This is a genomic window from Chryseobacterium sp. BGA-UO-ETr-SB22, from assembly GCF_059567885.1.
The window spans coordinates 796,720-817,572 of record NZ_JCAQOV010000005.1; the positions used below are offsets into that span (position 1 = coordinate 796,720).

Annotated in this window: 16 protein-coding genes; 15 read left to right on the forward strand and 1 reads right to left on the reverse strand. The window is 36.1% G+C overall.

What is annotated here, in order from left to right; translation table 11 throughout:
* From AC57AW_RS10845 to argH, 4 genes are all read left to right on the forward strand, one after another.
* On the forward strand, positions 1 to 957 hold the full coding sequence (locus tag AC57AW_RS10845) for an N-acetylornithine carbamoyltransferase (RefSeq protein WP_496351869.1): 957 nt from the start codon (positions 1 to 3) through the stop codon (positions 955 to 957).
* Between the two features lie 68 nt (positions 958 to 1,025).
* On the forward strand, positions 1,026 to 1,820 hold the full coding sequence (argB, locus tag AC57AW_RS10850) for an acetylglutamate kinase (protein ID WP_496351870.1): 795 nt from the start codon (positions 1,026 to 1,028) through the stop codon (positions 1,818 to 1,820).
* Positions 1,795 to 2,877: a M20 family metallo-hydrolase gene (locus tag AC57AW_RS10855; RefSeq protein ID WP_496351871.1), complete on the forward strand. Its 1,083-nt coding sequence runs from the start codon at positions 1,795 to 1,797 to the stop codon at positions 2,875 to 2,877. Before argB ends, AC57AW_RS10855 begins: the two co-directional genes overlap by 26 nt.
* Positions 2,878 to 3,219: 342 nt before the next feature.
* Positions 3,220 to 4,524: an argininosuccinate lyase gene (argH, locus tag AC57AW_RS10860; RefSeq protein ID WP_496351872.1), complete on the forward strand. Its 1,305-nt coding sequence runs from the start codon at positions 3,220 to 3,222 to the stop codon at positions 4,522 to 4,524.
* 608 nt (positions 4,525 to 5,132) lie between these two features.
* Here the strand turns inward: argH and AC57AW_RS10865 are convergent.
* A complete protein-coding gene (locus AC57AW_RS10865; protein ID WP_318847956.1) occupies positions 5,133 to 5,594 on the reverse strand; it encodes an Lrp/AsnC family transcriptional regulator in 462 nt (153 codons plus the stop codon).
* Between the two features lie 239 nt (positions 5,595 to 5,833).
* Between AC57AW_RS10865 and AC57AW_RS10870 the strand changes: the two genes are divergently transcribed.
* The 11 genes from AC57AW_RS10870 (at position 5,834) to AC57AW_RS10920 (ending at position 20,841) form a co-directional block, all read left to right on the forward strand.
* Complete coding sequence (locus AC57AW_RS10870; RefSeq protein ID WP_496351873.1) at positions 5,834 to 6,724, forward strand: aspartate carbamoyltransferase catalytic subunit; 891 nt, start codon at positions 5,834 to 5,836, stop codon at positions 6,722 to 6,724.
* A 180-nt stretch (positions 6,725 to 6,904) separates the two neighbouring features.
* The gene (locus tag AC57AW_RS10875) at positions 6,905 to 7,978 is read left to right on the forward strand and encodes a carbamoyl phosphate synthase small subunit (protein ID WP_496351874.1); all 1,074 of its coding nucleotides are present in this window, start codon (positions 6,905 to 6,907) and stop codon (positions 7,976 to 7,978) included.
* Between the two features lie 152 nt (positions 7,979 to 8,130).
* Positions 8,131 to 11,313 (forward strand): carbamoyl-phosphate synthase large subunit, encoded by a 3,183-nt coding sequence (carB, locus tag AC57AW_RS10880; RefSeq protein ID WP_496351875.1) that lies wholly within the window; start codon positions 8,131 to 8,133, stop codon positions 11,311 to 11,313.
* Between the two features lie 196 nt (positions 11,314 to 11,509).
* Complete coding sequence (locus AC57AW_RS10885; protein ID WP_496351876.1) at positions 11,510 to 12,703, forward strand: hypothetical protein; 1,194 nt, start codon at positions 11,510 to 11,512, stop codon at positions 12,701 to 12,703.
* A 259-nt stretch (positions 12,704 to 12,962) separates the two neighbouring features.
* Positions 12,963 to 13,454, forward strand: a complete 492-nt coding sequence (locus AC57AW_RS10890) for a hypothetical protein (RefSeq protein WP_496351877.1) — start codon at positions 12,963 to 12,965, stop codon at positions 13,452 to 13,454.
* Between the two features lie 28 nt (positions 13,455 to 13,482).
* A complete protein-coding gene (locus tag AC57AW_RS10895; RefSeq protein WP_496351878.1) occupies positions 13,483 to 13,947 on the forward strand; it encodes a hypothetical protein in 465 nt (154 codons plus the stop codon).
* Positions 13,948 to 14,105: 158 nt separating this feature from the next.
* A complete protein-coding gene (locus tag AC57AW_RS10900; RefSeq protein ID WP_496351879.1) occupies positions 14,106 to 16,256 on the forward strand; it encodes a TonB-dependent siderophore receptor in 2,151 nt (716 codons plus the stop codon).
* Between the two features lie 220 nt (positions 16,257 to 16,476).
* Positions 16,477 to 17,751 (forward strand): PepSY-associated TM helix domain-containing protein, encoded by a 1,275-nt coding sequence (locus tag AC57AW_RS10905; RefSeq protein ID WP_496351880.1) that lies wholly within the window; start codon positions 16,477 to 16,479, stop codon positions 17,749 to 17,751.
* The gene (locus AC57AW_RS10910; protein ID WP_496351881.1) at positions 17,735 to 18,787 is read left to right on the forward strand and encodes an alpha/beta hydrolase; all 1,053 of its coding nucleotides are present in this window, start codon (positions 17,735 to 17,737) and stop codon (positions 18,785 to 18,787) included. Before AC57AW_RS10905 ends, AC57AW_RS10910 begins: the two co-directional genes overlap by 17 nt.
* A gap of 226 nt (positions 18,788 to 19,013) precedes the next feature.
* Positions 19,014 to 20,000 (forward strand): polymorphic toxin type 23 domain-containing protein, encoded by a 987-nt coding sequence (locus tag AC57AW_RS10915; protein ID WP_496351882.1) that lies wholly within the window; start codon positions 19,014 to 19,016, stop codon positions 19,998 to 20,000.
* Positions 20,001 to 20,007: 7 nt separating this feature from the next.
* Positions 20,008 to 20,841, forward strand: coding sequence for a hypothetical protein (locus AC57AW_RS10920; RefSeq protein ID WP_496351883.1), 834 nt, complete (start codon positions 20,008 to 20,010; stop codon positions 20,839 to 20,841).
* Positions 20,842 to 20,853 lie beyond the last annotated feature (12 nt).

Below are 20,853 nucleotides of genomic sequence, written 5' to 3' on the forward strand. Positions count from 1 at the left end.
ATGAAAAAATTCACCTCTGTAAGTGATGTAGAAAACTTACAGGAAATCATAAAAAAAGCTTTACAAATAAAAGCTGACCCGCTTACTGAAACAGAAAAAGGAAAAGGGAAAACAATAGGACTTGTATTTTTAAACTCAAGCCTGAGAACCCGTCTGAGCAGCCAAATTGCTGCGCAAAATCTAGGTTTAAATGTATTGACGTTAAATGCTGCACAAGAGGCATGGAATCTTGAATTTGCTGACGGAGCTGTAATGAACGGAGATACCGTAGAACACATCAAAGATGCTATCGAGGTTCTTAATCAATATTGTGATATCATCGCAGTACGTTGTTTTGCAGGAATGAAGAGCAAGGAAGATGATGTGAATGAAAGTATCCTAAGCCAGTTTGAAAAGCATGCAAAAGTTCCTGTGATTTCACTGGAATCAGCAACCCGCCACCCGCTGCAAAGCCTGGCAGACTGTATCACCATTACAGAAAACTGGAAAAAAGATCATAAGCCAAAAGTGGTTTTAACTTGGGCGCCGCACATCAAACCTATTGCACATGCTGTTGGAAATTCTTTCGCAGAATGGATGCAGGAAATGGATGTAGAGTTGGTAATTGCCAATCCCGAAGGGTATGATTTGGATAAAAACTTTACAAAAAATGTAAAAGTGGTTCATGATCAGGACGAAGCGTTGAAGGATGCAGATTTTATCTATGTGAAAAACTGGTCTTCTTTTGATGACTATGCTGCCATGCCTGAAGTGAAAGGAGACTGGATGCTGACGAATGAAAAATTAGCTCATACCAATGATGCAAAAGTAATGCACTGTCTTCCGGTTCGCCGTAATGTAGAGTTGAGTGATGAGGTGATGGATGGAGATAATTCTATTATCTATCAGCAGGCAAAAAACCGAATTTTCTCTGCGCAGGCCGTTTTCAGTGAAATTTTAGATGAATTAAAAGCCTGAAATAATCCTTGTCAAAGTTCAAAACCTTGACAAGGATAAAAAAGAGTATGGATCACAAAACGTTTACAATGAAGGAAAAGTTATACATCATAAAAATTGGCGGAGCTTTAATTGATGATGAGGAATTATTAACCCAATTCTTAGAACAATTTTCTGAAATCCAGGAAAAGAAGATCCTTGTTCATGGTGGTGGAAAGTTGGCGACAACGCTGGCTGATAAACTGGGCATCGAGCAGAAAATGATCAACGGAAGGAGGGTTACGGATAAAGAGACATTGGATATTGTAACGATGGTATACGCAGGAGGAATCAATAAAAATATTGTTGAAAAGCTTCAGCAGAAAAAATGCAATGCCATAGGCTTTTCCGGAGCAGACGGAAATATGATCAAGGCCAAGAAAAGAGAACATCCTGAAATTGATTTCGGATTTGTGGGAGATATCAATAAGAAAAGCGTGAATAAAAAGCTGGTTTCAAAATTAATGAAACTGGATCTGGTTCCTGTATTTTCTGCAATTACCCACGATAAAAAAGGAAACCTTTTTAATACCAATGCAGATACCATTGCCTCTGTAATGGCGCAGGCTCTTTCGGAGAAATATGAAGTGGAGCTCTTGTACTGCTTTGATAAAGCAGGAGTGTTGGAAGATGTAAATGATCCCGAATCAGTGATCAAAAGTGTAACTGAAGGAGAGTTTACAGTATTAAAAGAAGAAGGGAAACTTCACAAAGGGATTTTACCCAAACTTGAAAACGCTCTTGGAGCGATAAAAAATAATGTAAATAAGGTATTTCTGATCAAAGAAACAGAACTTAAAAATCATATAGAAAATCATCATGCAGGAACTGAAATCTGTTTATAATAAAGAAGAATTGTTGAATAATGCAGTCGGATTGCTTAAAAATTTGATTGAGATTCCTTCATTTAGTAAAGATGAATTTAATACGTCGGTAGAAATTGAGAATTTTTTCAAAAAACATCAGATTCCTACCAAACGTTTTAAGAATAACATCTGGGCGGTGAATAAACATTTTGATGTGTTTAAACCTTCCGTTTTACTGAATACCCATCATGATACCGTAAAACCTAATAAAGCATATACACTTGATCCGTTTGTTCCTGTTGAAAAAGACGGAAAACTGTTTGGATTGGGAAGCAATGATGCCGGAGCTTCTTTGGTTTCTATGGCGCAGGTTTTTTTACATTTTTATAATAAAGAAGATTTAAAATATAATTTAGTTATTGCTTTGACGGCAGAGGAGGAGATTTCAGGATTTGATGGAATTGAAGCTTTATTTCCGCAGCTACCCAACGTAGAACTCGCCATTGTAGGAGAACCCACGCAGATGAATCTGGCGATTGCAGAAAAAGGACTTCTTGTGATTGATGGAGAAATGAAAGGAACTCCTTCTCATGCCGCTCATCCTAATGATGATAATTCGATTGTAAAATGTATGCTGGATCTGCAGAATATTTTAGCCTTTAAATTTCCAAAAGTTTCAGAATATCTGGGAGAAGTTAAAGTTACTTTATCAGGAATTCATGCAGGAGTGCAGCACAACGTTGTTCCGGAATCTTGCAATTTCACATTGGATGTAAGGGTAACAGATGAATATTCTAACCACGAAGCGTTTGAAATCATTCAGTCGCAGATGGAATCCACTTTGACAGCAAGGTCTTTCAGACTAAATTCTTCAAAGATCGAAATGGATCATCCGTTTGTAAAAGCAGGAATCGAAATCGGGAGGACAACTTACGGTTCGCCAACCTCTTCAGATCAGGCGATTATCCCATGTACATCCGTGAAAATGGGCCCTGGAGACAGTAGGCGCTCTCATACGGCAGATGAATTTATCTATATCCAGGAAATAGAAGAGGGAATAGAAATCTACATCAGAATTTTAGAAAAAGTGTTATAAGGAATGGAAGAATGAAGCAGGAAGATGGGAGTTATTAGAGTTTGTAATTCGCTTTCAGTATCCAGCATCAGGCTTCCAGCGCAATATATGTTTTGACTCCGCCCGGCAGGCACGAAGTTTAGTTTTTAATAAGATTTATGCAAAAAGAAAATTAGAAATGAAAGCTTCTCATAAGGAAATGTTTTTTTATAGTTAATAGTAATAAGGATTGCCTTGTCGGGCATGTCAAAACCAACAAATATTTTAAATCAAATAGTATGAAGTCACTACCAACGAATTTTTCTGTAATACAGCAGATAGAAGTGGTGATTGCATATGATTTAAAAAAATAAACAATTACATATGAAAAAAATATGGCAGAAGGATAACCTTGCCACCAATATATTAGTCACCCAATTTACCGTTGGGAAAGACCTTGACTTTGACGAGCGTTTGGCGAAATATGATGTCAAAGGTTCTATGGCACATTGCAAAATGTTAGCAGAAACCGGGATTATTTCCCAGGAGGAATCAGAGCAGATGGTATCTGTTTTGAACACTATTTTAAATCAAATTGAAGATGGGACTTTTGAAATTGATAAAGAAGCTGAGGATATCCATTCTCAGATAGAAGTAATCCTCATTGAAGAATTAGGAGATACAGGAAAGAAAATTCATACGGCAAGATCAAGAAATGATCAGGTTTTGTTGGATATCAAACTCTATTTATTGGATGAGATCCGTGAGATCACAGCTCTTACAGATGAGTTTTTCCAGATTCTGATTCAATTGGCAGATCAGCATAAAAATGTTTTACTTCCGGGATATACCCATTTGCAGATTGCGATGCCTTCCTCATTCGGATTGTGGTTCGGAGCTTATGCGGAAGCGCTTTTGGATGATGTGGAAATGCTGTTTTCAGTAAAGAATATCATTAATAAAAATCCATTGGGATCTGCTGCTGGTTATGGTTCATCTTTTCCGATCAATCGTGAAAGTACAACCTACAACTTAGGATTTCAGTCGATGAATTATAATTCTGTGTATTCTCAGATGACCCGTGGGAAGTCAGAGAAAATGCTGGCGATGTCTATGGCAACTTTAGCAGGAACGCTTGGGAAATTTGCGTATGATGTATGCTTGTATTTGAATCAAAACTTTGATTTTATAAGTTTTCCAAAGGAGTTTACCACAGGAAGTAGTATCATGCCTCATAAAAAGAATCCGGATATCTTTGAGCTGGTTCGTGCACGATGCAACAGAATCCAGTCGCTTCCGAATGAACTTATTTTATTGACAAATAATCTGCCTTCAGGATATCACAGAGATGTGCAGCTGACGAAAGAAATTCTTTTCCCAGCCATTGATTCTCTGAAAGAATGTTTAGAGATCCTAAGCTACACTTTACCTAATATTCAGGTAAAAGATGGAATTTTGGAAGACGAAAAATACAAATACCTTTTCAGTGTAGAAAAGATCAATGAAGAAGTGAAAAGCGGAAGTTCATTCCGTGATGCTTACGTGAAAGTAGGACAGGAGATTGAAAATAATGCGTTTGAATTTGAACCCGGAAACCTTGAACATACCCATCAGGGAAGTATCGGAAATCTTTGTCTGGATAAAATAGAATATCAGTTCAATAAACTGAAAAATAAATTATTGGGTTAAAATCTAAGCCATTAAGGTCATTAAAAACTTAAGCAAAAATCAGTAGAATTTCTAAAATTATTTTAGCCTGCTGCCTTTTCGTTGTGAAAGCCTTAATCTTAAATCTTATCTGCTTAAGTGGTCTTAATGGTTTGATTTTTTACTCCGCTCTTTGAATTTGATGATTGATAATTGAACCATTAAGGTAGATGAAGGGTTTAAGGTAATTTAAGAAAATCTGCGGTTTTTTCAGCCGCATAGTTTTAAAATTCGCTTGCGAATTCCTTAATAATTCTTCACCTCTTAAAAGCTCTTAATGGTTTAAAATAAAGGATTTATTCTAAATGTAGTGGATTTTTTCACCTTATGAAGCATCACTTACAGTTTGAAATTTAGAGTAAATATGCAGGGCGAAATTTTATCGGAGATAAAATCCTTGCGTCTTATATGATGAAATTTTTGAAATTTCTTTTGCGCCTTTGCGTTTTCTAACAAAATAAGAGATTATAAAATAAGTTGGTATACGCAAAGGCGCAAATATAATGATGCCTATTATTTTTAAGACCCCAAAAAAAACAAAGATTTTCAGCAAGAAGTCTAAATCAGTTTTGGTTTTAAAATAAAAGGATTTATTCCAGATCAATTTTGAACTTGGTAGATTTTTTCACCTCGTGAAGCACGATAGAGCTGTGGTATTGCCCGATATTAGGAATGTTTGATATCACATTCACAGCAAATTCGTTATAAGAATTGATGTCTTTGGCAATGATCTTCAACATATAGTCATACTCCCCGGAAAGACTGATGATTTCCTGTACTTCATCATATTTTCCGATATGCTCTTCAAAAGTTTCCAATACCTTCTTGGATTGTTCCTTGAGACGTACATTACAGTAGACTACAATATTCAAACCCAGTTTTTCACGGTTTAAAAGTCCTACATATTTCTGAATGATCCCATGTTTCTCCAATTGTTTGATTCGCTCATACGTAGGAGTAAAGGTAAGACCTATTTTTTCGGAAATTTCTTTAACCGATAATGTGGAGTCTTCCTGAATAATGCTGAGAATCATTTTGTCTTTTAAATCCATAAAATAATTTGAGTTGTAACAAAAATATTAATTTTAAATGAGAATAAGGAAATACTGAGGTTTTTAATTTATTTTAAACTTTGTTTTTGTAGGTTCATAAAATTGTTATATCTTTGCACCTAATGAATAAAAAAGCATTTATATCATTAGATTTACCGGGCGAAAGCGCCCTTTACGATATTTATTGTTATTAGCGAAGATTGTTGTCTTCGCTTTTTTTATGCCCAAAAATAAGAATTATGTTTACGATTACAGAACTAAGCACCGAGAGAATCAACAGTATACTGACAGAAGCGATGGCTTTTGCGAACGGTAAAACTGCTAAAATTGAAGGAGAAGTTTTTTGCTCAAACCTTTTCTTCGAAGACAGTACAAGAACGAAAACAAGTTTTGATCTTGCAGAAAGAAAACTGGGACTTCAGGTAGTTCCGTTTGATGCATCACACAGTTCGGTAAACAAAGGAGAAAGCCTTTATGATACAGTAAAGACCATTGAAAGTATAGGAGTAAACCTTGTGGTAATCCGCGATAAGAAAGACAGATACTTTGAAGACCTGAAAAACATTCAGATTCCTGTAATCAACGGAGGAGACGGAACAGGAAACCACCCTTCACAGTGTATGCTGGATTTACTGACCATCTATCAGGAATTCGGGAAGTTTGAAGGATTAAAAGTAGGAATTGTAGGGGATGTAAAACACAGTCGTGTAGCGAACTCAAATGCGGAGGCTTTAAGAAGATTAGGCGCTAAAGTATACTTCTCAGGACCTGAACAGTGGTTTGATGAAGGAGCTTTAATCAACGGAACTTATATGTCAGTAGATGAGCTGATCGGTGAAGTGGATGTTTTAATGTTATTAAGAATTCAACACGAAAGACACGATGCCGCAATGAGTTTCACCGCTTCAGAATACCATAAAAGATATGGTTTGACTAAAGAAAGAGAACAGTCAATGAAAGAAGAAGCAATCATCATGCACCCTGCGCCAATCAACAGAGGAGTGGAAATAGATTCGGACCTTGTAGAATGCAAGAGATCAAGAATCTTCAAACAAATGGAAAATGGTGTTTTTGCCAGAATGGCCATTTTAAAAGAATCGTTGGAAAGTAAAGGGTATACCTTTAAATAAGAGCCCAATTAAAAGAGCCAGGGTAAAAGTAAGAAGTTAAAAGTTAAAGAGCCCGTAGGGGCGGTCTGTTAATAGCAATGGGTGAAGCCCATGGAAACAAAAGGATTGAGACAATCCAAGCCCTGTAAGGGCGGCCTGTTAATGACATATAAATAAAATAATAAGAGATAAAAGTTTAAAATGAAGAAAAAATTAATACTGGAGTCCGGTGAAGTGTTTCATGGAGAAGGTTTCGGAGCAGAATTGGAAACTGCAGGAGAAGTAGTTTTCAATACCGGAATGACAGGGTATCAGGAATTGATTTCTGACCCGTCGTATTGCGGTCAGATAGTTTGTATGACCTATCCGCTTATCGGAAATTATGGTATTAACCGTGATGATTATGAAAGTATTGAGCCGGCAATCAAAGGGCTTATCGTAAAAGAACTTTGCGATCTTCCTTCCAATTTCCGTACTCAGATTACTTTAGATGAATTATTTAAAAAGAAAAACCTTTCAGGAATTTCAGGAATTGATACAAGAAGACTGACAAGAATTCTTCGTAACTCTGGAGTGGTAAAAGGAAAAATTGTAAACGCTGATGCAGATGAAGCGGCAGTAGTTGCTGAGCTGAAAGGAACAAGCTTCCCAACCAATCAGGTAGAAGAGGTTTCCACAAAAACACCTTATGCTAACCCGAACAGAGGTTTCAAGGTTGTATTGGTAGACTTCGGTGCAAAACTGGGAATTATCAGAGAATTATCTCAGAGAAACTGCGATATCATTGTTGTGTCTCAGGATACAACAGCAGAAGAAATCTTATTGATGGATCCGGACGGAATCATGCTTTCAAATGGTCCTGGAGATCCGGAAGATGTACCACATGCATTAGATATGATCAGAGGATTATTAGGAAAAGTTCCGATCTTCGGAATCTGTTTAGGACACCAATTGATTGGTCTTGCTTGTGGAGCGAAAACTTTCAAACTTAAATTCGGACACAGAGGAGGAAACCACCCGGTGCTGGATCTTGAGAAAAATACAGTAGCTATTACTTCTCAAAACCATGGATATGCTGTAGATCAGGAGAGCTTAAAAGGAACAGATCTTGTTGAAACTCATATCGCATTGAATGACAGAACAAACGAAGGATTAAAACATAAAATCCACCCTTGTTTCTCAGTTCAGTATCACCCGGAAGCAAGCCCAGGCCCTGAAGATGCAAACTACTTGTTTGATGAGTTCATTCAAATGATGGAGGACTTTAAGAAGTAACACGACTAAATGTCATTCTGAAAGAAGCGAAAGCGGAGTGAAGAATCTCAGCAATAGAATTAGATTCCTCGATTCCTCGGAATGACAAAATACAATCGTAAGTCTTATAAAAGTAAAAAATACGATGTTTAAGACTCTAATAAAAAAGAAAAATGGCAAAACGTACAGATATAAAAACAATTTTAGTAATCGGTTCAGGACCTATCATCATTGGTCAGGCAGCTGAATTTGATTACGCAGGAACGCAGGCTTGCCTGTCTTTGAAAGAAGAAGGGTATAAAGTAATTTTGATCAATTCAAACCCTGCAACAATCATGACGGATGTGGAAATCGCTGATAAAGTATATATCGAGCCGATTTCATTACAGTTTGTAAGCCACATCATCAGAAAAGAACGTCCGGATGCATTATTACCAACTTTGGGAGGTCAGACAGGACTGAACATGGCGGTAGAGCTGGAAAAATCAGGAATTCTTGAAGAATGTAAAGTGGAAGTATTGGGAACTACACTTTCTGCCATCAACAGAGCAGAAGACAGAGACCTTTTCCGCGAATTGATGAGAGAACTGGATGAGCCGGTTCCGGACTCTGATATCGTGAATACGGTAGAAGGAGCTATTGCATTTGCAAATGAGATCGGTTATCCTGTAATTGTTCGTCCTGCCTTTACAATGGGAGGAACAGGAGGAGGTATTGCTTCCAACGAAGCAGAATTGAAAGAAATTGCCGAATTAGGATTAAAGCACAGCCCGGTTACACAGTGTTTGATTGAAAAATCAATCGCTGGTTTCAAAGAAATAGAATACGAAGTAATGCGTGATGCAAACGACAACGCCATTGTAGTTTGTAACATGGAAAATATCGACCCGGTAGGTGTTCACACAGGAGACTCTATCGTAGTAGCACCTTCTCAGACGCTTTCAGACAGAGAGTATCAGCTGCTGAGAAATGCTTCTTTGAAGATCATCAGAGCTCTAGGTATCGAAGGAGGGTGTAACGTACAGTTGGCTTTAGATCCAAACTCATTCGACTACTATATTATCGAGGTAAACCCAAGAGTATCCCGTTCATCAGCTTTAGCAAGTAAAGCAACTGGATATCCGATTGCGAAGATCGCAGCAAAGATTGCTGTAGGATTAACGCTGGATGAAATCATGAACCCTGTGACAGGAAAAACATACGCATGTTTCGAACCGGCACTGGACTATGTGGTAACAAAATTCCCTAGATTCCCATTCGATAAATTCGAGACTGCAGACAGAAGACTTTCCACTCAGATGAAAGCAACTGGTGAAGTAATGGCCATCGGAAGAAACCTTGAAGAATCTTTACAGAAAGCCATCCGTTCATTAGAAACAGGAATCAAACACCTTGGATTAAAAACAAAACAAGCTGAAGCACTTACTGCTGAAGAAATCGAAAGAAGAATTAGAGTATGTGATGATGAAAGATTATTCATCATCGGAGATGCTTTAAGAAGAGGATATGACTGGGAGCAGATTGTAGAATGGAGTAAAATCGACAAGTTCTTCATCTGGAAACTGAAAAAATTAGTTGACTTCGAAAAAGTAATCGCTGAGAACAAATTTGATAAAGAAACATTAATTGAAGCTAAGAGATTAGGTTTTGCAGATGTCAATATCGCAGTTCTTTGGGATGTAAAAGAGCGTGAGATCTTCAATTTCAGAAAGGAAAACGGAATAATGCCGGTTTTCAAAATGGTAGACACTTGTGCTGCTGAGTTTGAAAGTGAAACGCCTTATTTCTACGGAACTTACGAAGAAGAGAACGAAAGCGTTGTTTCAGACAAAGAAAAGATCATTGTACTGGGTTCAGGACCTATCAGAATCGGACAGGGAGTTGAGTTTGACTACGCTACTGTTCACTCAGTATGGGCGATCAAAGAAATGGGGTATGAAGCAATTATCATCAACAACAATCCTGAAACTGTTTCTACAGACTTCTCTATCTCTGATAAACTATATTTTGAGCCACTTACTGAAGAAGATGTAATGAACATCATAGAGCTTGAAAAACCTAAAGGAGTAGTGGTACAGTTCGGAGGACAGACTGCAATCAACCTTGCAGATAAATTAGCTTCTCACGGAGTACAGATCTTAGGAACTTCACTGGAAGACCTTGATAGAGCTGAAAACAGAGACAAATTTGAAAAAGCACTTCAGGAGATGGGAATTCCTCAGCCAAAAGGAAGAACTTCAACTTCGAAAGAAGAAGCTATAAAAATTGCCAACGAGATCGGTTACCCGGTATTGGTACGTCCAAGTTACGTTCTTGGAGGTAGAGCAATGGAAATTGTATACGCAGAAGCAGAATTGGCTTACTATATGGAGCATGCGGTAGAAGCAAGCCCTGAGCACCCAGTTTTGGTTGACAAATACATGGTAGGAAAAGAAATTGAAGTTGATGCAATCTGTGACGGTGAAACAGTGGTGATTCCAGGGATTATGGAGCACATCGAAAGAGCAGGAGTTCACTCCGGAGACTCTATCGCAGTATACCCGCCGCAGAATATCTCTCAAAGTGAAATTGATACCTTGGTAGACTATACACAGAGACTGGCAAAAGGACTGAAAGTTATCGGATTAATGAACATCCAATACGTTCTTTTCGAAGGAAATGTATATGTAATCGAAGTAAACCCTCGTTCTTCAAGAACAGTTCCTTTCTTATCTAAAATCACAGAGGTTCCAATGGCTAACCTTGCAACAAAGGCAATCTTAGGACAAAAACTGAAAGATTTAGGATACAAAAACGGATTGGTTCCAAACAAAGAAGGAGTGTTTGTAAAAGTACCGGTGTTCTCATTCTCCAAACTAACGAAAGTTGACATCTCTTTAGGCCCTGAAATGAAGTCTACAGGAGAGGTTATGGGGAAAGATACAACCCTTGAGAAAGCACTTTACAAAGGATTGGTTGCAGCAGGAAGAAAAGTTCCTATGCACGGTTCTATCCTTTTCACAGTAGCAGATAAGCACAAAGATGAGGCAGCAGCTCTTGCAGCAAGATTCCATGAAGTAGGATTCAGAATCTGGGCTACAGAAGGTACTGCTAAGTTCTTCAAGGAAAAAGGAATCCCTTGCAAAATCGGATACAAAATCGGAGAAGAAAGTGTAAACCTTATCGACCTGATCCAGAAAGGAAAAGTTCAGTACGTTGTAAATACCACTACAAAAGGTAAGCAGGCTGAAAGAGACGGATTCCAGATCAGAAGAATGAGTGTGGAAAATGGTGTTCCTTGTTTAACTTCAATGGATACAGTAGAAGCAATCTTAAAAGTAATCGAAAGCATGAGCTTCAAAATGGAGACGATGTAATTCGAACAAAATAAATAATACTACAACCCCTGTAAGGAAACTTGCAGGGGTTTTTACTTAATATAAATACCACAAAAGGGTAATTGACACACGATTCCACATGAAGTACTTTTGATGAGTCATAACAAATGAAAGTTTGACAATACAACTCTTATTGTATGTAAAATCCAGTAACCAACCTCAAAAAACTATACAAATGGAACCTAATCAATGTACCAAACTTCTTGAAGGTGGAATTTATACCACCCTGAATGTCACAAACACAGGTGATTTTCTTTACGATTTGAAAAAATATTATGAATCTGAAAAATTCAAAGATGATTTTAAAGCTAAAAAATTCTCATTTGGCTTTGAATCAATTGATCCTACATCTATGGTTAAGAATGTCTTAAATTTAGGCGCTTCAGATGATGAAATCAGAACTTTTCAGGAGAAAGTCAAGGCTACTGAAAATATTACAGTTTCTCAGTCATTTTTCGACTCATTTAGTTTACATACTCCAAACAAAGATATAATTGAGGGGTATGTTAAGTGTTTAGAAGTTCAAAATAATAAAAAAGGATTATCAACAGTAGTACAGGAAGGGAATGAAGGGATAACCATCTATATTTTTTACGAGAAAATATCAAATACGGACCCAAATCCTATTGTTGAAGATTATAAAATAACCAATGGGGTAGAAATAAGTAAAAGCTTTAATAAAGGAGAAATTCTTGATAAAAATAATTCGATTACCATTAAAAGAGAGGATCCTTCAAAAGATATTTTCTTTTTCTTAGATACGGATAAGGGACCTGTAAACTGTTTGTTAAACGGACTTCCAACAGGTTTCAACAAAGACTTCCCTGTAGGTACAATATTATGTTCATATTTAAGCTGGGAAGAATTTCAGGAGGTGACAAAAAACAATTTAACCAACCCTGATAAGAACTGGAATAGCAAATACTCAAAATGGGCCCCTTGTGATGGCAGAAGAGTAGACACAACCTGCGGACTCGCTCGTGCCACACAAAATCTGATCAATGTTCCCGATTTAAGAGGTATTTTCCTGCGTGGAAATAATGCTTTTGATTCCAATGAAATGACCTTTGGTATTCCGTCCGTTTCTGAAAATCAAAAAGATCCTTCAGGTAACAGATTACGGGGCAGTATTCAGGGCGATGAAATTAAAGAACACGATCATCAGATTGTACAGCAGAGTTTTGGTGGAGTGACTTCAACACCCCGGGCGGTTTCAGGAAATACATCAGGTGCTGATGGTGATCTTGATGGTTCACAGATCGTTAGTGGTTATGATAAATCATCTGTTCCTTTAGTTATTGCTATTACAGGAGGAAAAGAAACCCGTCCAAAAAATATGGCTGTCAATTATTTTATAAGAATAAATTAACAGGCTTGAGGTCTTTATATAAATTATACTCATTGAATGGATGAAGATCTATTTTCCTGCTACAACTTATAAAATATGTATTTTGGAATTGAAACAATGTGAAATAAAAAATCCCACAAGAAAACTTGTGGGATTTTTTATCGGTTCAGCTTAAAAGTAGATTATGTTTGCCGAATTATTTATAAATTAGAGCGTTAAAATTCAAGTTTTTATTAATATTAAAAAATTAATAAAAACTTCACCAAACTAATCATCAACCATGGCAGAATATTACGCAAAATCAAGCAATTCTTTATCTTTTGAAGTCACAAAGGATAGTCAGTTCGTAGGAAGACTTATCTATACAAGTTGGTTTAAATTTAATGCAGAAATTGAGATTGGTAACCGTTTTTATCTGGTTGAGCCGAAAGGTTTCTGGGGAACAACTATTGAATTAAAAGATCATGAAAGGGTTCTTCTGAAGTTTCGGATGAACTGGAATGGAGAAATTGTAGTGCAGACCTATTTTGATGGAGTCAAAGAAGGTTTTCTTTTTAAGCATAGAGGAATCTTTAAAGAATCATTTGTGCTTACTGATCAGGAGGGAACTGAACTTTTTGTCATGAAACCAAATCTGAAATGGAGTTCTATGAATTATGAGTATCATATTACGACTTCAGAAAAATTTGATACACTGCTGAATAAAGAAATTGTGTTAATGAATGCGCTGCATTGTGCCAATTATTATATGTCGATGATGATGGCTATGTAGGATTAATCCTATTATTTTTATAGTATTGATGATCAAAATTTATCGCTTTATTGGGATTTTAAGCTTATTCTTATTCTTTAGCTGCAATAAATTTGCTGATAAAAATTTCACAAAAGAATTCGAAAAGTTTGTTTCTGACTCAGATCAGGTTTTATTTGAGGGTGATATTTTACACCCTGTTTATGCCTATCTTAAAAATGGTAAATTAAAAGGTCTTGAAGTTAATAATCATCCTGAATGTGGAGATTACACTAAAAGGTATTTTTTTTCTGAAGATGAAAAGTTAAAGAAGATTGTCATCGAGAAAAATTATGATAACGAAAGCTGCGGTAAAACTTTTGACTCAATATTTGTCATTGATCCTGTATTGGAAACAACAGCAGTATATACAGGAAATAGCCATGGAATAGAAATCATTAGTTTCATGTTAAAAGAAGAGAAAAGTGATGTTGACCGTTACAGAAAATTGATAAAAAATTGGAAAAATAAATAAAATAGCATCAGTATATGATGAAATAAAGGGTTCTTGAATTTTCAGGAATCCTTTATTTATGGGGTATCTCGATTAAGGAGATTTTATGACTTGTATCATGTTTTTATTTAGAATTAATAAAAATAAGATAATTTTGTAAAACTAACTTAATTATAAACATGAAAAAGACAATTATTTCTGCAGCTCTATTAGCCGTAACGATGCTGAGTGCCCAGGAAACAGATACCATCAAAGTGGCTGAAATCCAGTCTGTATCACTCCAGGGAACCCATAATTACAGAACCAAAAAATCTGAATCCATAGCAAGACTTCCTCTTGAAAACCTTGAAAACCCTACCGTTTACAACCTTGTTCCCAAAGAAATCATCAGTGAAATGGGAGCCATGGACTTCAACACAGCGATGGCTTCTGCTCCGGGTGTTGTGGTAAGCAACAGTGTAAACGACAGCGGAAATGATATTTTCATGAGAGGATTCAGCTCCAATGCAAGTTTCAGAAACGGATTGACTCAAAACCCAAGAGTACAGTCCGAAATCGCTAATATTGAAAGAGTAGAAGTAATTAAAGGACCGTCCGGAACCTTATTCGGAGGAACATTGGCCAACTATGGTGGAGTAGTGAATATCGTTACAAAAAAACCACAGGAAAACTTCGGGGGAATTATCAATTATACTACCGGAAGCTGGGGAATGAACAGGATCACGGCAGATGTAAATACCCCTTTGAATAAAGAAAAAACAGCATTGGCAAGATTTAATGTGGCAGTTTATTCTCAGGATTCATTCCAGGATGCCGGTTACAACAAAGGATTGTTCTTCTCAGGAAGTATTTTATATAAAGTAAGTGACAAAACCACAGTAACGCTTGATACCGAGTTTCATGCTCCGGATAAAACATTGAATGCTTACGTAAGAAACTCAGAAAAACTGACCCTACACTCTATGAAGGACCTGGAAGTAGCTTACAAACGAGCATTTACAAGCAATGATATCGGTTCTAAAAGAACCAATTTTGTAACGATGGCTGAAGTTACCCATAAATTCAATGACCAATGGACTTCAAGAACGTCTTACCAGAGAGGAGAAGCCAATGAAAATGAATCTATCTTTTTAGTACTCAGATATCTGAATAATAATCAGGTAGAAAGAATGATCCGCCCTTTTGACAGCTTTAAAGTGACCACAGACAATATCCAGCAGAATTTTACTGGAGATTTTAAAATAGGAAAGCTAAGAAACCGCCTGGTAGTAGGAATAGATTATTTCCAGCAAAGAACGAAATATCAGTTCCCTTACTATGAAGCCAACGGATACAGTAATGTTTTTATGCCTTATGATAAAGTGACTCTGGACAGCTCTTCTGCGTGGGATCCTATTTCAAGAAATAAATTCATGAATAAGGAGAGAAAATCTACAGAATCTGATATTACAACATTCAGAACAATAAGTGGTTATATTTCTGATGTTTTGAATATTACCGATAACTTACTGGTAATGGCAAGTCTGAGAGTAGACAGTTATAAAAATGATGATACCATTGTGAATGGAGTTGAGATTTCCACTAAAAACGGCTACCCAGAAAATAAAGTTTCCGGTTACAGCCAGACTCAGTTTTCACCAAAATTCGGATTGGTCTATGAAATTGTAAAGGAACAGATTTCATTCTTTGCCAATTATGTAAACGGGTTCAAAAATTATGCTCCATCCCTTAATGAATCCGGAGTTTTGACAAAATGGGATCCTGAGCAGGGAAATCAGATTGAAACAGGTTTTAAAGTAGACCTTTTCCATAAAAAATTATTGACAACCATAAGCTATTATAATATTAATGTTAAAAACAGACTTGTTGCTGATCCTGGCGGAATAGGAAGCATTCAGGATGGAAATATCAAAAGCCAGGGACTGGAAATAGGGATTATCGCCAATCCTTTCAAAGGATGGAATATCGTTGCGGGATACGGATATAACGATAATAAATATGACGACCGAAGCAAAGACAGCGGAAAAAGAATCGCCTGGACTCCAAAACATGTAGCCAATCTATGGACAAGTTACAAGATTATGGATGGTGCGTATGAAGGGCTTGGTTTCGGAGCCGGATTCAATTTTGTGGATCAAACCTACATCAATATTACCAATCATTTCCTTGCTCCCTCTTATACTACAGTGGGTGCTACGGTTTTCTATGACAAGAAAAAATACAGAATCGGTTTGAAAATGAATAATGCTTTGAATGAAAACTACTGGAACTTCTACGGACAGCCACAGAAGCCAAGAGAAATCCTTGCCAATTTTGCATTTAAATTTTAAAACGTAAAAACAAAAAATAATCTCAACGAAAATATAAGGATGAAAACCGCAAAGGTGTAACGCTTTGATTAATAATAAACAACTGTTTCTGATGCCCTCAAATATGCTAAAGTAAATGGCAGCAGGAATAACTCTTTTCACTTTTCAAACACGCCATTATTATCATCTTGTTGCGCCTTTGCATTTTCAACTATTACATTTTTGAATGATGAAAACAGATATGGAGAATAAAAAAACTAATCCTAAAAAAAAACAGGGAAAATCCCTTACCAAAAGGATCACTGGATGGCTGCATCTATGGCTCGGACTGGTTTCTGGCAGCATTGTGCTTACCGTTACCCTTTCCGGGACTGTATTTGTCTTTTGTGACGAAATCATTGATCTGTGCGGCGGAAGTGCCAAATATGTCCAGGCCCCGGTCAATGCTAAAAAGATGGCACCTGAAGAATTACTGGCTCAGTTTCACCAGCAGGTTCCAGACAGAAAAGCATTTTATTTTGATACATATAAAGAAACAGACAGAAGTTTCAGAGTAGCTTCGGCAACTAAGCCACCTAAAGACAAAACTGTCAACAAAGTAGATAAACCCAAGAAGAAAGAGCGTGGTCCGAGAGGTGTATTTGCCTATCATTATCTTGATCCATATACCGGAAAGGTTATTGGTTCTACCAAAAGCTATGAGTTTTTCTATGTCGTAGCCCATATTCATGCCCAATTGCTGTCCGGAAAGCTCGGGAAAACGGTGGTTGGCATTGCTTCAATCATATTTTTTGTCCAGTTAATAGGCGGACTGATTCTTTGGTGGCCTAAAAAATGGAATAAAACAACCAGAACCACTGCATTTAAAATCAAATCAGGAACAAAATGGCGCAGGAAAAATTATGATTTTCATAATGTCTTCGGCTTTTATTCATTGCTGCCGGCAGTATTCATAACCATTACAGGATTGATTATGGCTTATAAAGTCTTAACGGATCTTACCCAACAGGCCTTTGGTGGCGTACCAGATGCCCATACCATTGCAGAAAAATATGAACCTAAATTTGATTCTGAGAAAAAAGCATTGTCTTACACTGATTTTGTAGACAGAAAATTTAAAGAGTTTCCAGAAGCAAAACAGTTCAGGATGAGTATTCCAAGAAATGATTCAGCAGCAGTCTATCATGTGGTTGCAGCTCAGTTTATCGGGTTAAAAAGCCTTGTCAACGGGAAAAGTATGGAAACCAATAAATATACCGGAAAAGAAATTGATTATCCGAAAGAAGTGCAGATGCACGAAGTGATTGAGCATATGAATTTTGATCTCCATGTAGGATATTGGGGCGGAATGTTTGGAAAAATATTCACGTTCATCATTGGAATTATCTGTACAAGTCTTCCGGTTACAGGATTCCTGATCTGGTGGGGCAGAAGAAACAAATCACCCAAAAAGAATAAAGAAGTTAAAAACATTCATCAACACAGAAAAGACTCACACCATGAACAATTGGTTTAAATTTATCTCATTCTCATTATTTTTACTGTTCACACCGGGTAAAGCCCAGGAAAAACTAACATTAGGAGAGAAGCAGAACTTATTTTCAAAAGTTTTGAATGAAAACAGAGAAATCTGGATTCATCTGCCAAAAACCTATAATGACAATAGCATAAGTCCCGCCAAATATCCGGTAATCTATCTTTTAGACGGAGAAATCAATTTTGAATACTTTACTGGAATGATCGATTTTCTTGCCCGGACTCCTTATGCTGATATTCCGGAGTGTATTGTTGTTGGAATTAAAAATACAGAAAGAACAAGAGATCTTACTCCCACAAAAGCTCAGAAGAAAAGTCCTGTAAATCCGGATATTACCCTTTTTGCAGACAGTGGCGGAAGCGAAAATTTCTTGAAATTTATGCAGGAAGAACTGAAACCCTTCATCATCAAAAACTACAGGACTCAGGATTATTCTGTATTGGTTGGGCATTCTTTCGGGGGATTATTTGCCCTCAATACATTTCTTTCACATCCTGACTATTTCAATGGCTATGTTGCTAATGACCCGAGTTTATGGTGGGATAACAAAATAATGATCTCAAGAACAAAAGACTATTTAGAAAAGAATAAAACGTTTCTGGCAAAAAAGACATTGTACGTTTCTCAGGCAGACAATGAAGAACAGCAGAAAAACTGGAATTCTGATATGACCCAGGCCATTGAAGAGTTTAAAGAAATCATAGAAAAAAACGGATCTCTGAACTATAAACATCGTTTTTTTGAAGGAGAAACCCACGGAACGGTTTCCTATCCGGGAAATTATGAAGCATTAAAATTTATATTTAAAGGTTTCAGAACGGATATAAAACAACTTGCCAAAAATCCCAAACTGCTTGAAGAAGATTATAAAAAGCTTTCCGAAAAAATGGGTACAGAGTTCACCCCTTCAGAAGCTTACCTTAATGTAGTCATCAAATTCATGAAGAGTAATGGTTTCAAAGAATCCGAAACCTATTTTATGAATCTGAAAGACCGATATTATCCTAAGAAATAAAGAAGTGAAAATAAAAAGCAAATCCGTTAATCAACAGATTTGCTTTTTTTTGATGCTTGTAAATGAAATTAGTTTTAAAAATAAAATCACCCTAAAAGGGGATGGTAATATTAAGGTTTTGTATCTAAATTTGTTAAGTAAGCAGTTGAAATATATTGAGAATTAGATTATATAATTGGTTATCATATATAGATTAAAACAGCTGAAAACCAATAAAAATAACACCATGAAAAAACAAATTCTGATAATTTGTGCATTACTCTTTGTGCCCGGTTGGATGTTTTCACAAATGAATATTAATCAGACAGATATGTCGAAGAATCTTCAATTGGGTGTAGCCGCAAAAGCTATTATCGAACTTCAGTATGGAACACCTAATATCAGATTCGGAGTAAGTACAGGAGTAGGTTATCTTGCTTTTAATTCCTTATTGCCAGCTATAAATGTTGAGTATATTATTAATTATGGAGGTTTTAGTACGTACCAGGATCCGGATAAAAAAAGGTTTTCAAATCAATTTGCCGCTTCACTATCTTTAACCTCCGGTTTGAATAACGAATTCAGAAACAATTCTTTAGAATATATCAGAAACAGAAATAGCCCCCTTTACTACTTTACAGATCTGACTCAGCCGTCATTACAAAATCCATTCAACTCTTCATTTACTTTTGGAGCCAATTGGGTTTATCATCTTTCTGCCAATATCTCTAAACCTAATCGTTTACAAAGGGTGGGGTTTTTGGGACTTAAAATAGATAATTTTCAATTTGGATATCTTAATGACGGAGGAACACCAATTAAGAGAACTGGCTTAGGAGACAAAGAAGATCGATATTATACAGGTGGAGGATTTGTCAATATTAATTTACCAATGGACCGTAAAATCAATAATATTAATGCAAGCTTTTATAGATTTACAGGTTATTCGGAACTTGCTTTTGATACCGCAGATGAATTTCTTTTCGGTTATGTAGATTATGCTGACCCGAAGCAAAAATACTTTAATCATGGCTTCTGGAATTTTGGGATAGGAAACACAGAGAATTGGAACGGATTTATAAGGCTTAATAATGTTTATGATTTGTCTGAAGTGCAGAATATTATCCATTATCTTACCAAAAGCTCTTATCATCAGAACCAGAAACCTTTTTATATCTCTGCCGGAGGTTCTTATAATATGTCTAATCTTAATCTTTCCAATCATGAAAAATAAAGTGCTTATGTTTTTGTTACTACTTTCTCTTTTCAGTTGTAAAAGTTTTTTTAATCAGACTGATAAAGAAGTAGCCAGATTAAGAAGTAATGAAGAAATCAGGTTCTCTGAAATTAAACTTTCTGATTTTACAGCCTTTATCCGCTATGTAAACAGAGATTATCCTTCTAAAAGTTTTTATGGAACTAATAATCCTAACAGACTTTCAGAAGTAAATACAAATAGTGAATTAAATCCGAACCCTGAAAAGTCTGAAAAATTAGAACTGCAGTATGTTTTGATTGATAAAGTTAAAAATGCTAAAGGACAGAAGAGGGTTATTTTTATTAGTACTATTCAACCTTTTAAAAACGGAAAAAAATTAAGCTATGATTATCCTGTTTTTGATAAAGATGAATATATCAATATTAACTTTTTCAATTTTTTTAAGCTAGGTTACTTGGATGAAGGTAAATCTGTTATTACCTTTTACAAGGATTGTTGTCTTAAAGATTATTGGCATTTTATGTGGAAAGAAGATGGTTCCATTCATATAAAAGGTCTTGAATTTGATTATAAAACAAGGTTCGGAGGTGCTAATGAATTTTATTCTTTGGATAAAAAAACTTGTATGCCGATTGAATATCACCCGTTGAATAATTTTAAATTTATTATCAATAGTGATTTGAATAGTACTCCGGAAGGCGAGTGTAGTACTGATATTGCAGAAGAAAATAAGATGTACTTTGATGAAATAAATAAGAGAATGTATTTTCATTTTAATACTTATTTTGATTATGGAAATAAGTATAAATGGTTATATTTTAAAGGAGATAGAGTTATTAATCAATGGATGGATTAAGTAAAAATAAAA

What these genes read in the sequence shown, in the direction of transcription:
- argH (WP_496351872.1), top strand. Translation starts at nt 3,220, where the DNA reads ATGAAAAAAATATGGCAGAAGGATAACCTTGCCACCAATATATTAGTC.
- AC57AW_RS10895 (WP_496351878.1), top strand. Translation starts at nt 13,483, where the DNA reads ATGATCAAAATTTATCGCTTTATTGGGATTTTAAGCTTATTCTTATTC.
- AC57AW_RS10900 (WP_496351879.1), top strand. Translation starts at nt 14,106, where the DNA reads ATGAAAAAGACAATTATTTCTGCAGCTCTATTAGCCGTAACGATGCTG.
- carB (WP_496351875.1), top strand. Translation starts at nt 8,131, where the DNA reads ATGGCAAAACGTACAGATATAAAAACAATTTTAGTAATCGGTTCAGGA.
- AC57AW_RS10890 (WP_496351877.1), top strand. Translation starts at nt 12,963, where the DNA reads ATGGCAGAATATTACGCAAAATCAAGCAATTCTTTATCTTTTGAAGTC.
- AC57AW_RS10885 (WP_496351876.1), top strand. Translation starts at nt 11,510, where the DNA reads ATGGAACCTAATCAATGTACCAAACTTCTTGAAGGTGGAATTTATACC.
- AC57AW_RS10920 (WP_496351883.1), top strand. Translation starts at nt 20,008, where the DNA reads ATGTTTTTGTTACTACTTTCTCTTTTCAGTTGTAAAAGTTTTTTTAAT.
- AC57AW_RS10865 (WP_318847956.1), bottom strand. Translation starts at nt 5,594, where the DNA reads ATGGATTTAAAAGACAAAATGATTCTCAGCATTATTCAGGAAGACTCC.
- AC57AW_RS10855 (WP_496351871.1), top strand. Translation starts at nt 1,795, where the DNA reads ATGCAGGAACTGAAATCTGTTTATAATAAAGAAGAATTGTTGAATAAT.
- AC57AW_RS10870 (WP_496351873.1), top strand. Translation starts at nt 5,834, where the DNA reads ATGTTTACGATTACAGAACTAAGCACCGAGAGAATCAACAGTATACTG.
- AC57AW_RS10875 (WP_496351874.1), top strand. Translation starts at nt 6,905, where the DNA reads ATGAAGAAAAAATTAATACTGGAGTCCGGTGAAGTGTTTCATGGAGAA.
- argB (WP_496351870.1), top strand. Translation starts at nt 1,026, where the DNA reads ATGAAGGAAAAGTTATACATCATAAAAATTGGCGGAGCTTTAATTGAT.
- AC57AW_RS10910 (WP_496351881.1), top strand. Translation starts at nt 17,735, where the DNA reads ATGAACAATTGGTTTAAATTTATCTCATTCTCATTATTTTTACTGTTC.
- AC57AW_RS10845 (WP_496351869.1), top strand. Translation starts at nt 1, where the DNA reads ATGAAAAAATTCACCTCTGTAAGTGATGTAGAAAACTTACAGGAAATC.
- AC57AW_RS10915 (WP_496351882.1), top strand. Translation starts at nt 19,014, where the DNA reads ATGAAAAAACAAATTCTGATAATTTGTGCATTACTCTTTGTGCCCGGT.
- AC57AW_RS10905 (WP_496351880.1), top strand. Translation starts at nt 16,477, where the DNA reads ATGGAGAATAAAAAAACTAATCCTAAAAAAAAACAGGGAAAATCCCTT.